The 12,229-nt window shown below is 34.0% G+C and carries 15 protein-coding genes and 1 riboswitch; of the genes, 14 read left to right on the plus strand and 1 reads right to left on the minus strand.

What is annotated here, in order from left to right; all coding sequences use genetic code 11:
- Nucleotides 1-66: 66 nt before the first annotated feature.
- Nucleotides 67-156: riboswitch (TPP riboswitch) on the plus strand.
- Between the two features lie 166 nt (nt 157-322).
- From ACODH8_RS04055 to ACODH8_RS04095, 9 genes are all read left to right on the plus strand, one after another.
- Complete coding sequence (locus ACODH8_RS04055) at nt 323-886, plus strand: ECF transporter S component (RefSeq protein WP_332466937.1); 564 nt, start codon at nt 323-325, stop codon at nt 884-886.
- Between the two features lie 2 nt (nt 887-888).
- Nucleotides 889-2,283 carry an ABC transporter ATP-binding protein gene (locus ACODH8_RS04060; RefSeq protein ID WP_332466938.1) on the plus strand — a complete coding sequence of 465 codons (1,395 nt, stop codon included), beginning with the start codon at nt 889-891 and terminating at the stop codon, nt 2,281-2,283.
- Entirely contained in the window at nt 2,255-2,911 is a 657-nt protein-coding gene (locus tag ACODH8_RS04065; RefSeq protein ID WP_332466939.1) for an energy-coupling factor transporter transmembrane component T, read from the plus strand. Before ACODH8_RS04060 ends, ACODH8_RS04065 begins: the two co-directional genes overlap by 29 nt.
- Before the next feature lie 11 nt (nt 2,912-2,922).
- The gene (gene tenA / locus ACODH8_RS04070; protein WP_332466940.1) at nt 2,923-3,609 is read left to right on the plus strand and encodes a thiaminase II; all 687 of its coding nucleotides are present in this window, start codon (nt 2,923-2,925) and stop codon (nt 3,607-3,609) included.
- Nucleotides 3,590-4,144 (plus strand): energy coupling factor transporter S component ThiW, encoded by a 555-nt coding sequence (gene thiW, locus ACODH8_RS04075; protein ID WP_332466941.1) that lies wholly within the window; start codon nt 3,590-3,592, stop codon nt 4,142-4,144. The genes tenA and thiW overlap by 20 nt, the downstream gene beginning before the upstream one ends.
- Entirely contained in the window at nt 4,110-4,940 is an 831-nt protein-coding gene (locus tag ACODH8_RS04080) for a hydroxyethylthiazole kinase (protein ID WP_332466942.1), read from the plus strand. The genes thiW and ACODH8_RS04080 overlap by 35 nt, the downstream gene beginning before the upstream one ends.
- A complete protein-coding gene (gene thiE / locus ACODH8_RS04085; protein ID WP_332466971.1) occupies nt 4,940-5,587 on the plus strand; it encodes a thiamine phosphate synthase in 648 nt (215 codons plus the stop codon). The genes ACODH8_RS04080 and thiE overlap by 1 nt, the downstream gene beginning before the upstream one ends.
- A complete protein-coding gene (gene thiD, locus ACODH8_RS04090; RefSeq protein ID WP_332466943.1) occupies nt 5,574-6,398 on the plus strand; it encodes a bifunctional hydroxymethylpyrimidine kinase/phosphomethylpyrimidine kinase in 825 nt (274 codons plus the stop codon). Before thiE ends, thiD begins: the two co-directional genes overlap by 14 nt.
- A gap of 163 nt (nt 6,399-6,561) precedes the next feature.
- On the plus strand, nt 6,562-6,984 hold the full coding sequence (locus ACODH8_RS04095; protein WP_332466944.1) for a cupin domain-containing protein: 423 nt from the start codon (nt 6,562-6,564) through the stop codon (nt 6,982-6,984).
- 181 nt (nt 6,985-7,165) lie between these two features.
- On the opposite strand, the gene ACODH8_RS04100 is transcribed toward ACODH8_RS04095, so the two are convergent.
- On the minus strand, nt 7,166-7,831 hold the full coding sequence (locus ACODH8_RS04100) for a cyclic nucleotide-binding domain-containing protein (RefSeq protein ID WP_332466945.1): 666 nt from the start codon (nt 7,829-7,831) through the stop codon (nt 7,166-7,168).
- A gap of 207 nt (nt 7,832-8,038) precedes the next feature.
- On the opposite strand from ACODH8_RS04100, the gene ACODH8_RS04105 reads away from it, so the two are divergent.
- The 5 genes from ACODH8_RS04105 (at nt 8,039) to ACODH8_RS04125 (ending at nt 12,201) form a co-directional block, all read left to right on the plus strand.
- Nucleotides 8,039-8,968, plus strand: coding sequence for a phosphate/phosphite/phosphonate ABC transporter substrate-binding protein (locus ACODH8_RS04105; protein ID WP_332466946.1), 930 nt, complete (start codon nt 8,039-8,041; stop codon nt 8,966-8,968).
- A 76-nt stretch (nt 8,969-9,044) separates the two neighbouring features.
- The gene (phnC, locus tag ACODH8_RS04110; protein ID WP_332466947.1) at nt 9,045-9,818 is read left to right on the plus strand and encodes a phosphonate ABC transporter ATP-binding protein; all 774 of its coding nucleotides are present in this window, start codon (nt 9,045-9,047) and stop codon (nt 9,816-9,818) included.
- The gene (gene phnE / locus ACODH8_RS04115) at nt 9,808-10,587 is read left to right on the plus strand and encodes a phosphonate ABC transporter, permease protein PhnE (protein WP_332466948.1); all 780 of its coding nucleotides are present in this window, start codon (nt 9,808-9,810) and stop codon (nt 10,585-10,587) included. The genes phnC and phnE (ACODH8_RS04115) overlap by 11 nt, the downstream gene beginning before the upstream one ends.
- Nucleotides 10,584-11,366, plus strand: coding sequence for a phosphonate ABC transporter, permease protein PhnE (gene phnE / locus ACODH8_RS04120; RefSeq protein WP_332466949.1), 783 nt, complete (start codon nt 10,584-10,586; stop codon nt 11,364-11,366). Before phnE (ACODH8_RS04115) ends, phnE (ACODH8_RS04120) begins: the two co-directional genes overlap by 4 nt.
- A gap of 1 nt (nt 11,367) precedes the next feature.
- On the plus strand, nt 11,368-12,201 hold the full coding sequence (locus ACODH8_RS04125) for a metallophosphoesterase family protein (protein WP_332466950.1): 834 nt from the start codon (nt 11,368-11,370) through the stop codon (nt 12,199-12,201).
- Nucleotides 12,202-12,229: the final 28 nt, after the last annotated feature.

A 12,229-nucleotide genomic window follows, 5' to 3' on the forward strand; every position in this document is an offset into this window, starting at 1 on the left:
CATTAGATTAGTTTTCATCTAGTTTCCTAAATGAAAGCGTGTTATACTCAATCCATAACTTAATAGAAGAAACATTTGGGGTGCGTAAAAGCTGAGATAATACCCATTGAATCTGCTCCAGTTAGTACTGGCGAAGAGAAATGTATTCAATGAACGTTGAACAAAAGTAATTTGTTTAACCTATGTAATTTATTCTGTCATAACACCCTACCAATTTTTTTTGGTGGGGTTTTTTATTTGAATAAAAAGATTAGGGGAAAATTTGCTTAAGTAAAACCTTCTTTTGTTTCTGACTTATTAGGAAATAAAAGGAGGTTTTTTTGTGAGTTCAAAATGGACAGTACAGGATGTTGTTTTGTTAGCATTTTTAGCATTTTTATTTGGTGGTATTTTTATGGGAGCAGGCTTTTTATATGCCATTCTTTCAGCAGCTTTAACACCAATGGGATTAGCACCATTTGCTAACACAATACTATTTGGGATGTGGACAATGGCTGCACCAATGGCTGGTGTGTTAATTCCTAAAAAAGGGAGTTCATTATTAGGAGAAGTTTTAGCAGCTTTGGCTGAGATGTTATATGGGTCTTACTTTGGACCAGCCGTTTTATTATCAGGATTTATTCAAGGGTTAGGAACAGAGCTTGGTTTTATGGCAACTGGCTATAAACGCTTTGATACGTTGCCACTTGTTTATGGAGCGATTGGTACGACAGTTTTAAGTTTTGGTTATGAGTTTTTTAGAATGGGATATAGTACTTATAGCATTAGTATGATTGCCGCTCTTTTTGTTGTGAGATTACTTTCCGTTATGTTTTTTGGAGTTGTTATGGTGCAGTTAATTATGAAGAGTTATAACCGAGTTCAGCAATTAGCAGGAGCGAGATAATGATGAATATCTTGTTAGACAATCTTTCTTTTAAAAGAAAAGAGCAATTCATTTTTAAACAATTAAATTACGGTTTCCATCCAGGAACTTTTAATATTTTAAGGGGGGACAGTGGTTGTGGAAAATCAACCCTTTTAAGAATTATAGCAGGATTTGCTGACTTAGATTATTCAGGAGAAGTTCTTCTAAGTGGAGAGAAGATGCGAAATAAAACGATTCATGAAAAAGCTTCTCAAATCGGAATGGTATTTCAAAATCCCAATCAACAATTTACAATGCGAACGTTAAGAAGAGAAATAACTTTTGCTTTGGAAAATTTATCTTACTCTTACGAGGAAATTCAAACGCGAATGTATCAGGCTGTGGCGTTAACGAAAACAACTCATTTCTTAGATCAAGATTTAATTAGTTTGTCAGGAGGAGAAAAACAAAGAGCCTCCCTTACAGTCTTGTTAGCAATGAATGCACCTATTCTCTTATTAGATGAACCTTTTGCGAGTATTGATATTAAATCTAGACATGAATTGATTGCCTTACTAGCAGAACTAAGAGACTTAGGAAAAACGATTATTCTTTGTGATCACGATTTGTCAGGATATCAAGGATTAGTTGACCAGGTGGTAACACTTGGTAAAAATGGTTTATTTCAAGAAAATTTAAGTATTTTAGATAGCCAACTAGTTCCAATTCTTTCGAAAAAAACTGAGATTTCTAGTCCGTTATTACAATTAAATCAAGTGTCGTATGGACATGGAAAACGTATTTTACTGGAACCAACAGATTACCTATTTAACCAAGGGATTACAACTTTGACTGGAGATAATGGTGTTGGAAAATCAACTTTGTTAAGTGCGATTGTTCAACAGAAAAAACACAAAGGTAAGTTGTATCTAAACGGGAAAAAAATAAAACGAAATAAAGCTTTGTACCAACAATTAACTTTAACTGTTCAAGATGCGTCTCATCAGTTTGTCCAACTAACACCCAGAGAAGAATTAAGTTTTAACACAACTTTATCTGAGGAACAGAAGAAAAAGCAAAAGGAAGTGTTGGGTAGATTAGGACTTGCTGACAAATTAGATGGTAGCTTATTTCATTTAAGTGAAGGGCAAAAAAAGATGATTCAACTAGTAAGTATGTTGAGCTTAGATAGAGAGTTGTTACTATTAGATGAACCTTTTACAGGGCTTGATGAAGTGGCCTGTCAGTTGTTTATGGATTGGATGATTGAAAAATCAGATAAGCAAAGTTTTATTATCGTTTCTCATAGGTTAGCTCCTTTATCAGGAAACAGTGATTACCATGTTAATTTAAGCCACAAGACGTTGAGTTTTGTGGGAGAACAAATACATCAAGGAGGGGAAATAATTGAATGTAGTCAAAACCAATACGCTTAATCTAGCTATTCTTTTAATGGTTTTTACTTTAGAACTATCATTTATCAAATCAATTCCTCTTAATTTATTTGTTGTAGTGCTGAGTATTATTTATCTGATTTATAAAAAAAGCTATATTGGCTTAATCGGTGTTTTTATTATTCCGATTATACCGGCTCTTTCAACTTATTGGTCAGTTGCCGTTCACGGGGCAAGTTTACACGACGCGTGGGTTTTATTTAGTCGAACCTTTGCCTTTGCATCTTTAGGAATGATGTTTGCTTTTGGGATTGATATTGAGGAACTTCTTTTAATGATGGAGCAAAAAGGATTTTCTAAGAGTTTTGTTTATGGCATTTTAGTCGTTGTGCACTCTATTCCAACTATCAAAAATGAAGTAATAGGACTTAGAAATGCTAGTTTGTTACGTGGAAAAAGATTAACTGTATTTTCACCCTTTCTCTATTTAAAAACAATTTTTATTGCCTATAACTGGCGAGACGATTATACAGAAGCCATGATCTCAAGAGGGTTTGATGATCAAGGTCAAAGAGTTCTATCTTTATCTTTTGTCACACCGACTACTTATATTGCTTTATCAATAGGCATTTTACTAATAGGAAATAGTTTATTATTTATCACACTTTAGGAGGAAATTAAATGTTTACAAAAAAAGCTAGAGAATTAACGACACCCCACTGGGAAGGCAGTTTTACTCATCCTTTTATTAAAGAATTACAAGAAGGGACTTTAGGAGCCGAAGAGTTTCGATATTACTTGATTCAAGATCGCTATTATTTAGAGCATTTTAGTAACATCCATTTGTTAATAGCAGAAAAAATAGAAGATAAAGAAGTTAAAAAAATGTTGTTAGATGGAGCGATGCATTTAGCAGAGGGAGAAATTTCGATACGTGAGGGCTTTTTTAAAGAGTTAAATATCACAGATGAAGAAATTAATAATACGCCAATCGCTCCAACTGCTTATAATTATGTATCTCATATGTACCGCCAATTATTAGATGGCTCGTTAAAAAGTGCCGTAGCAGGTCTTTTACCTTGTGCTTGGCTATATCAGGAAATAGGTGTTGAACTAATAAAAACAGGTTCGCCAACTTCACTTTACCAGCGCTGGATTGAAACTTATGCAGGAGAAGAAGCTGCTCAAGAAGTTGCTTACCAATGTGATTTAATCAATCGTTTATATGATACAGCTGATGAAATTGAGCAACAACAAATGATTGATGCTTTTGTCATTAGTTCTAGAATGGAATATCTATTCTGGGAAATGTCGTATACATTACAAACGTGGCCAAAGGGTGATACGAATGCTACAAGTAAATACTAGACTTCAAAAGTTAATTATTTTATCTTTTATGGTTGCTTTAGATGTCGTACTATCTCCTTTGTTTCGAATAGAGGGGATGGCCCCGATGTCGAGTGTGATGAATGTCATTGGAGTCGCTTTAATGGGACCTTGGTATGGAACTGCAATGGCGTTAATTTGCGGTTTGTTACGTATGCTGCTTCTTGGAGTACCTCCACTTGCATTAACTGGTGCTGTGTTTGGAGCCTTTTTAGCAGGCCTTGGTTATAAATATAGTAAAAGTATTTATGGGGCAATGATTGGAGAAATTATTGGGACAGGCTTTATTGGTTCGCTACTTTCTTATCCAGTAATGGTTTGGTTTACAGGAAGTGCTCAAGAAATGTATTGGTTCATTTACACACCACGCTTTTTTGGAGGAGCAATTTCAGGATCTTTAATTGGTTTTTTAGTGTATCAGAAATTAAAAGAAGTACCTAAATTTAAACAATTACAAGCTTATTTTAGAGGAGAAATGATAGATGGAACCCTTATTTCTAAAAGAAAGAACAGCTAAATTTTTTCAAGAATCACCTTTAATTCATTGTATGACAAATGAAATCACCTGTGAAAGTATGGCTAACGCCTTATTGTATGTTAATAGCAAGCCGATTATGGCAGATGAACCAAGAGAGTTTGATGAGTTATTCCAACAAACAAATGGGTTACTTTTAAATTTAGGTCATTTAAATCCTGAAAGAGAGAGAAGCTTAATGAAGGCAAGTGACTACTCAGTTACCTTTAATACGCCAACAGTTATTGATGTTGTGGGCGTTTCAGCTTCAAGTTTAAGAAAAAAATTGGCTTTAAGATTAATGGAAAATAAGCCACAAGTTGTTAAAGGCAATACATCCGAGATGAAAAAATTATGTGACTTAACTTCTGAAGGACGTGGAGTAGATGGACATGCTTCAGATCAAACAAAAGAATCTTTAGAGGGTTTAGCTAATAAGCTTCGTGAATATACCGATAGATACCCTAATACAGCCTTTTTAGCAACAGGAGCAACAGATGTGATTGTGACGAAAGAAGCTACTTATTTTCTAGCAAATGGTGTAGCTGAACTGGATAAAATTACAGGAACAGGGGATATGGTAGGGGCACTAATTACATCTTTGTTAGCACAAGGTGAAACAGTTGGAACGAGTTTAGTGATGGCAGTTAGTTACTTTAATATTTGTGGAGAAAAAGCTTTTGAACAAGTAGGAACGCCAGCACCCATGTCTAATTTTAGAAATGAACTAATGAATCATCTTTCTTTAGTCTATACAGACAATACTTGGTGGAAAGAAATCAAAGGAGAATGGTTATGATTGAGGAAGCATTAACATTATATTTGGTCACTAATCGTGATGGAATGAGTGATGACAAGTTTTTAGAGACTATCTTAGAAGCCTGTGAAGGTGGAATCACCATGCTTCAATTAAGAGAAAAAGAAGCATCTACTCGTGATTTTTATGAACTAGCTGTGAAAGTAAAAGAGATTACAGATCGTTATGGAATTCCTTTATTAATTAATGACCGAGTTGATATTTGTTTAGCCATTGATGCAGATGGTGTTCATATTGGGGACGATGAGTTACCGATTTGGAAAACACGAGAATTAATTGGTCCAGATAAAATACTAGGAGTATCAGCAAAAACAGTAGCTAAAGGAATTGAAGCTAAATTTGATGGTGCCGATTATTTAGGTGTGGGAGCTATCTATCCAACAACAACAAAAGTTCAAACCCATTTAACATCAATGGAAACTTTAACTCAAATAATCAATGAGAGTAAACTTCCAACTGTAGCAATAGGTGGGATTAAAGAAGAAAATATTCTTTCATTTGAAGGGACACCCATTGCTGGGGTTTCAATTGTAAGTGATATTATGAAGGCAGAAAACGTTCCTCTTAAAGTTTCAAAATTAAAAGAATTAATAGATGAGGTTAAAGGAGCAAATGTTGATGAAGACTAATAGCACGCCACAAGTTGTGACAATAGCTGGAAGTGACCCAGGTGGTGGAGCAGGTATCCAAGCTGATTTAAAGACCTTTCAAAACAGAAAAGCTTTTGGTATGAGTATTGTCGTAGCTTTAACAGCGCAAAATACATTAGGTGTACAAAATGCTTTTCCCATTCCTGTTGAATTTGTAACAGACCAATTTAATTCCTTAGCAGCTGATTTTGATATCAAAGCTGCTAAAACTGGTATGTTAGCTGATAACGAACATGTTAAATGTGTTGTTGAAAATTTAAAAAAAGTGAATTTTGGTCCTTTAGTCGTTGATCCTGTGATGATTGCAAAAGGAGGACACGCTTTACTAAATGAAGATGCAATTGAAACTATAAAAAATGAATTGCTTCCATTAGCTTTTATTGTAACTCCAAACTTACCTGAAACAGAGGTTTTAGTCGGCTATCAAGTTAAAACAGAAGAAGAAATGAAGCGAGCGGCTGTTGATTTACAAAAGCTAGGAGTAAACCACGTGATTGTAAAAGGCGGGCATTCAGAGAGTGAACTAGCTCGTGATTATGTTTTACTTGAATCTGGAGAAGATTTTTGGTTAAGTAGTCCTAGATTAAATACGATAAAAACCCATGGAACAGGAGATACATTTTCTTCTTGTATTGCAGCAGAACTAGCAAAAGGAGTAGAGGTTAAAGAAGCTATCATTATTGGTAAACAATTTATTCAAGGAGCGATAAAGGAAGAATTATTTGTAGGTCATGGTCATGGACCGACCAATCACTGGGCAGAGTTGGATGAAGAAGTTGAAGTAATATAGATATTTTTAAATTTTCTACTATATGGAAGAGAAGGAATGATTAAGGTCATTCCTTCTTTTTCACTTGTTAATGATAATCATTCTTATTTAATAGTTATTATTATTAATATAAAATATAAAGTGTTATAGTTTAATTATCAAAGAGAAAATGGAGGAATGAACAATGAATTTTGATTTTACAGATAGAGGAAAAACACCAGTGGTAGAAAATATTGAAGAGTGGACTTTAGCGAATGATAATTACCGCACAACAGTATGGACAGGTAGTAAAATGCAAATGACATTAATGTCTATTCAACCAGGAGACGATATTGGTCTAGAAGTTCATGAAGGAATCGACCAATTTTTAAGAATTGAAGAAGGTAAAGGGTTATGTAAAATGGGAGATGCAGAAGATAACTTGACTTTTGTCAAAGAAGTATCTGATGATGATGCTATTTTTGTACCTGCGGATATGTGGCATAATGTAGAAAATATCGGTGACACACCATTAAAACTTTATACACTTTATGCTGGACCAGATCACGTACCAGGAACAGTTCACCCAACTCATCAAGATGCTATTGATGATCCAAACGAACATTAAAAACAGGGTGGGTCAAAAGTCGTTTTGCTCTGAGCAACTGGAGCAAAAAGTGAACAATCGTGATTTTTGATTGCTCACTTTTTGTGAAGTTGTCGTAGGAGCAGACTTTTTATCCCCTGACTATTAAAAATGATTCGTATAATTAAACAAGAGGCTGACATTTGGGTCAGCCTCTATTTTTTTAACTTAAATTCTCTGCAATTATTTCTAATTGCTGTTTATCTTGAACAATATAATAAGATTTTTCTTTTTCAAGGAGGCCATCTTTTTTGAAACTATTAATCGTTCTTAATAGATGGCGATAGCTGACATTAAGAATGGCTGCACAAGTTGTTAATTGGAAAGAAAATCTATTATTAATGGAGTTATCTAATATAAAACGTGCTAAACGGGTTTCTACAGGTTCTGTTAAAGAAGTGGCCAAGGTAATCCCGTTGTTTAAACGGTAACTTAGGATTTGGCAAATATTTTGTAAGAACAACACATCATTTTGTAAAAGTTCACGATATTTTTTGAGACTAATACCGACACAAATACACGATGTTTCTGCTTTTACATTTCCTTTTGGAGGCATATTCCAAAGAGATGAAGCTTCTCCAAGAATGGCGACAGGTTGACTTCTACTGATCACAATATTTTGGGTGTCAGAAGAATAGGAATAAACTCTGACAGTTCCTTTTACTAAGAAATATAGATAATCAGAAGGTGTATCGATTGTGATGAGATGTTCGTCTTTTTCAAATGAAACTAAAGTCGAAATAGTTGGAAGGTCATGAGAGAGATAGGACTGTAGGTTAAATGTTTGGATATATTTGTTTAAGCTTGAACCATCTGAAATTTTTTTCATGTTGTTTTCTAAGCTCCTTAATTAACTTCGATGTTTTATTATATTATATCTTATATAGGAATATGGTACAATACGAACGTTTTTAGTGATTTATATGTAAAATGAATGTAAAATCAAGTTAAATGTGACGTGTGTCACTTCAAAAAAAGAAAAAACTTGGTATTCTGTTAATGTAAGACAAAGATATTTCCATATAGGAGGAGAAAAATGAGTTTTAAGAAATTAGCAACAGGTTTATTAAGTGTTTTAGCAATTGCAACATTAGCAAGTTGTGGAACAAAAGCAGACAAGAAGGAAGCTACTAAAGGTGAAAAAGAAAAATTAGTCGTTCAATTTGTTCCAACGAACAATGATGGTTCAATGGAGGCAAAAACAAAACCTTTTGCTGAATATTTATCAAAAGCTCTAGATAAAGAAGTTTCAGTTACTTTAGCAACAGATTATTCAACGATTGTTGAAGCAATGTCTTCAGGACAAGTTGATATTGGGATTATGCCACCAGCAGCTTATGTTCAAGCAAAAGATATGGGAGCAGCTGAGGCAATTTTAACTTCTCAAATTGGGGATATGGATTTAGAAACAGGTTTACCGATTGAAGGAAAATTATCAAACACTTTCAAAGGTGAAGTATTAGTTAAGGCAGATAGTGACATCAAAGAATTAAAAGATTTAAAAGGTAAAAAAATTGCTACTTTAAGTCCTAATTCAGCTAGTGGTTATATTTATCCAGTTGCAGAGATGAAAGACGCAGGGATTGATCCAACAACAGATTCAACTCTAACAACTGTTAACGATATTCCAAGTGAAATGACAGCTGTTTTAAATGGCCAAGTGGACGCAGCTTTTGTATTTGAAGGAGCGAGAAACGTATTTGGTTCAGCTTTTTCAGACAAAGATTTATTTAAAGAATTACGTGTTTTATACTTAACAGAAGGTGATATTCCAAATGATGCTATTGCAGTGCAACCGTCAATGGATGATGAATTAAAAAAACAAGTTAAAGAAGCCTTCTTAAATATGAAAGATGATGAAAAAGGGGCAGAAGCTATGAGCATGTGGAGCCACTTAGGTTATCAAGAAGCAGCAGACTCAGCTTATGATACAGTTCGTCAGTATACAGAAAAAGCAGCAGAATAAGATAAATAAAAGTAGAGCCTTGGATAGTGGGGATTATTCTAGGCTCTTTACATGAAAGAATGAGGTGGAATAAGGCGTGATTATTTTTGATAATGTGTCAAAAACGTATCCAAATGGTGTGAAGGGGCTCCAAAATATTAACTTATCAATTAATGAAGGTGAGTTTGTTTCAGTAATTGGTTTAAGTGGTGCAGGAAAAAGTACTCTTCTTAGAACAGTCAATGGGTTGGAAGAAATCACTTCAGGTGAGATCACAGTTAATAAACGTTCAGTGACAAAAGCTAATAAGAAAGAGTTACGCCTTATTAGAAGAGAGATAGGCTTAATATCTCAACACTTTAATTTGGTGAAAAGAAGTACCGTTCAAAAAAATATTTTGTCAGGTAGATTAGGTTATTACGGAACATTAAAAAGTATTTTTGGTTTATTTACCAAAGAAGACTATGAGAGAACGATAGAAGCTTTAGAGAGTGTGGGACTTTCAGATAAGCTACATACTAGAAGTGATGAATTAAGTGGTGGTCAGCAACAAAGGGTTCTAATTGCTAGAGCCTTAGTTCAACAAGCACCAGTTATACTAGCAGATGAGCCAGTTGCATCATTAGATCCCATTACAACCAAAAAAGTGATGGATGATTTACATCATATTAATCAAGAGATGAACAAAACGATTTTGGTTAACTTACACTCAATTCCCTTAGCAAGAGAATATTCAAGCCGAATTATTGCTCTAAAAGCAGGGGAAGTTGTATTTGATGGCAATCCAGATGAACTGACAGATGAGCGTTTAGAAAAAATTTATGGTCAAAGTATCTTTGATGAAAGGCAAGTGATAGCCAGTGAAGATTAAAGATACTGTCCATTTTGCTTGGTACAAAAAAGCGATGACAATTATTGTGTTAGGTTTATTTCTTTTATTTAGTATGAGAATAACAGATGCTGATTTTACGAAAGTCATTACAAACTCTGACCAAATGTGGGCTTTTTTATCAAGGCTAATGCATCCAGATTTTAGTTACTTTCCTAAGTTAGTATCTCCTTTAATAAAAACCCTACAAATGTCTCTATTAGGAACATTTCTTGGTGTCCTTCTTGCTGTACCAGTTAGTTTTTTAGCAACACCTATTGTTACAGGTAATAAAATTATTTCAGTTTTCTTTAGATTTTTATTAGGTGTTATTAGAACGATACCAACTTTGCTACTAGCTGCCTTATTAGTTGCTGTTTTTGGTATTGGGGAAGCAACAGGTGTTATTACCATTGCAATATTTACTTTTGGAATGGTATCTCAGTTGATGTTTCAAGCGATTGAAACAATTGATTTTGAACCAATAGAAGCACAATTAGCCGTGGGAGCAACAAGAACGCAAATGGCTGTTTGGGCAATCGCTCCGCAAATCTTTAGTCAATTTGTAAGTTATTCGTTTTATGCTTTTGAAGTAAATGTTCGCGCCTCTACTGTATTGGGCTATGTTGGTGCAGGTGGTATTGGGGTTATTTTAAATTCATCATTAGCATTAATGAAGTATGAACGAGTCTCGATTATTATTTTAACTATTTTAGTTACTGTCTTTATTGTTGATAAAATGAGTGAAAGAATTAGGAGGTCATTTGTATGATGATTAAAGAAATGAGTCGAAAAACGATAATCTTTCTTTTGATTCTCTTAATACTACTAATTTATTCAGCCGTCAGTATAGATTATTCAGGACTAAGTACTTTTTCACCTAAAATGGGACTCGATGTTTTAAAAGGATTAAGTCATCCTGATTGGACCTTTGTTTATGATGGAAGTGGGGAAGACTTAATTAGTTTGCTTATTTTAACGATTGGCATAGCCTTTTTGGGTACTTTCATCGGAACACTTTTCGCTATTCCTTTTACATTGCTTAGTGCTTCTAACCTATGGAAAAAAGCACCTATTGTTGCCAAGATAGGAAAGATAATTTGTAATGTATTACGAGCTTTTCCAGAATTAGTGTTTGCTATTATCTTTGTTAAAGTTGTTGGACCAGGACCTTTTGCAGGGGTTATGGCAATAGGTGTCCATCATATAGGAATGTTGGGTAAATTATATACAGAAGAACTAGAAGCAATGGATGAAAAATTAATAGAAGAAGCAGAGGCAGTTGGTGCTAACTTCTGGCAAACTTTATTTTTTGTTAGAGTACCGTCACTTATGCCAATCTACAGTTCTTTATCATTGAATCATTTTGAAATTGCTGTTAGAAGTGCCGCAACATTAGGATTAGTTGGTGCAGGTGGAATTGGCGCACCACTTATTTTTGCGATTCAAACTCGTAATTGGAGTAAAGTGAGTATCATTTTATTAGGAGTTGTCTTAATGGTATTTATTCTAGACTATATTACGGGAATCTTAAGAAAGAAATTACGATAGTATGAATATATTACATATATCAGATATTCATTTTCGATTACAATATGAGACCTTTGTAACGGGTTATAAAGGAATGATATCGAAAATGGATAATCCGTTAATACATTTGAAAACAGCTTTAGATCATGCTAAATCAATGGCAGATATAGATTTGTTATTAATCAGTGGGGATTTAACTGAAGACGGCACTCCAGAAGATTACGCCCATCTAAAAAAATGGCTTGAAGCTGAAATGCCTGAAATACCAATAGTTATCACATTAGGTAATCACGATATTAAAACAAACTTTCGTTTAGGTTGGCTTAATGAGAGTGAAGGTAATGAAGATTACTATAATGCTGTAACTGAATTTGAGGACTTTTATTTAATTTCATTTGATAGTGCAATTTATGAAGCAAATGATGGGGATATGTTAGAATCACAATTCAAATGGTTGGAAGAACAGCTAAATACATTTCAGGATAAAGAGATTTATTTAATGACTCATCATCATTTGTTTGAAAATCAATGTAGTACACCAGCTTTACCTCAGTCGAATCAATTAATAGATTTAATCAGTCAATACCCAGTAACCTGCTTACTAAATGGTCATACTCATCATACCTTTACAGGTGATATTAACGGTATTCAATATTATACTGTTGGGGGAATGTCCTTTGTAGGAGAAGATGAAGGAGATGGTTTAGTAAGATTTGATCAACGTTTTAGTTATAATTTATATAAAGTAGTTGAGGGGAAAATTATTCATCAAACTACTGAAAATTTTGTGTTAGGTAAAACAATTGATAAAGTTGATATGAAAAATAATGTAGAAAAAGATGCTTTGATAAGTTAACGAACTTGTCAGAGTATCTTTTTTTGTT

The sequence above is a fragment of the Vagococcus fluvialis genome, from assembly GCF_048815235.1.
Classification (GTDB): domain Bacteria; phylum Bacillota; class Bacilli; order Lactobacillales; family Vagococcaceae; genus Vagococcus.

Coding starts and splice junctions, on each gene's coding strand:
- ACODH8_RS04095 (WP_332466944.1), top strand. CDS start 6,562: ATGAATTTTGATTTTACAGATAGAGGAAAAACACCAGTGGTAGAAAAT.
- ACODH8_RS04080 (WP_332466942.1), top strand. CDS start 4,110: ATGGAACCCTTATTTCTAAAAGAAAGAACAGCTAAATTTTTTCAAGAA.
- tenA (WP_332466940.1), top strand. CDS start 2,923: ATGTTTACAAAAAAAGCTAGAGAATTAACGACACCCCACTGGGAAGGC.
- ACODH8_RS04100 (WP_332466945.1), bottom strand. CDS start 7,831: ATGAAAAAAATTTCAGATGGTTCAAGCTTAAACAAATATATCCAAACA.
- thiW (WP_332466941.1), top strand. CDS start 3,590: ATGCTACAAGTAAATACTAGACTTCAAAAGTTAATTATTTTATCTTTT.
- ACODH8_RS04105 (WP_332466946.1), top strand. CDS start 8,039: ATGAGTTTTAAGAAATTAGCAACAGGTTTATTAAGTGTTTTAGCAATT.
- ACODH8_RS04125 (WP_332466950.1), top strand. CDS start 11,368: ATGAATATATTACATATATCAGATATTCATTTTCGATTACAATATGAG.
- ACODH8_RS04060 (WP_332466938.1), top strand. CDS start 889: ATGAATATCTTGTTAGACAATCTTTCTTTTAAAAGAAAAGAGCAATTC.
- phnE (WP_332466949.1), top strand. CDS start 10,584: ATGATGATTAAAGAAATGAGTCGAAAAACGATAATCTTTCTTTTGATT.